Genomic DNA, 274 nt, shown 5'->3' with positions numbered 1-274 from the left:
CGGGCCAAATGGGCGGCCTCGGTCTTGTTTCGGGTGCCTGTCTTGCCGATCGCGCTGGAGAGGTAGTTGCGGACCGTGCTGGTCGACAGGTGCAGCCGGGCGGCGATGTCGACGATCGTCGACCCGTCCTCAGCCGCGGTAAGGACCTCGCATTCCCGGTCCGTCAACGGACTGACGGCCTGCCTCAGTGCGTACCGGGCCAGCTCCGGGTCGACGACAGTGGACCCGCTGGCCACCTGCCGGATGGCGTCGGTGAGGTCCTCGACGGGACCGT

Annotated in this window: 1 protein-coding gene; it reads right to left on the bottom strand. The window is 68.6% G+C overall.

Annotated features, from left to right (window positions below):
• Nucleotides 1–274: helix-turn-helix domain-containing protein (locus IG69_RS0119665; protein ID WP_030529852.1), on the bottom strand; the 274-nt coding region annotated here is incomplete at both ends.

The organism is Phycicoccus jejuensis (assembly GCF_000720925.1).
GTDB classification, from domain to species: Bacteria; Actinomycetota; Actinomycetes; order Actinomycetales; family Dermatophilaceae; genus Phycicoccus; species Phycicoccus jejuensis.
Note: the sequence above shows the minus strand (reverse complement) of the source record. Positions and strands in the feature narration are given on the sequence as shown.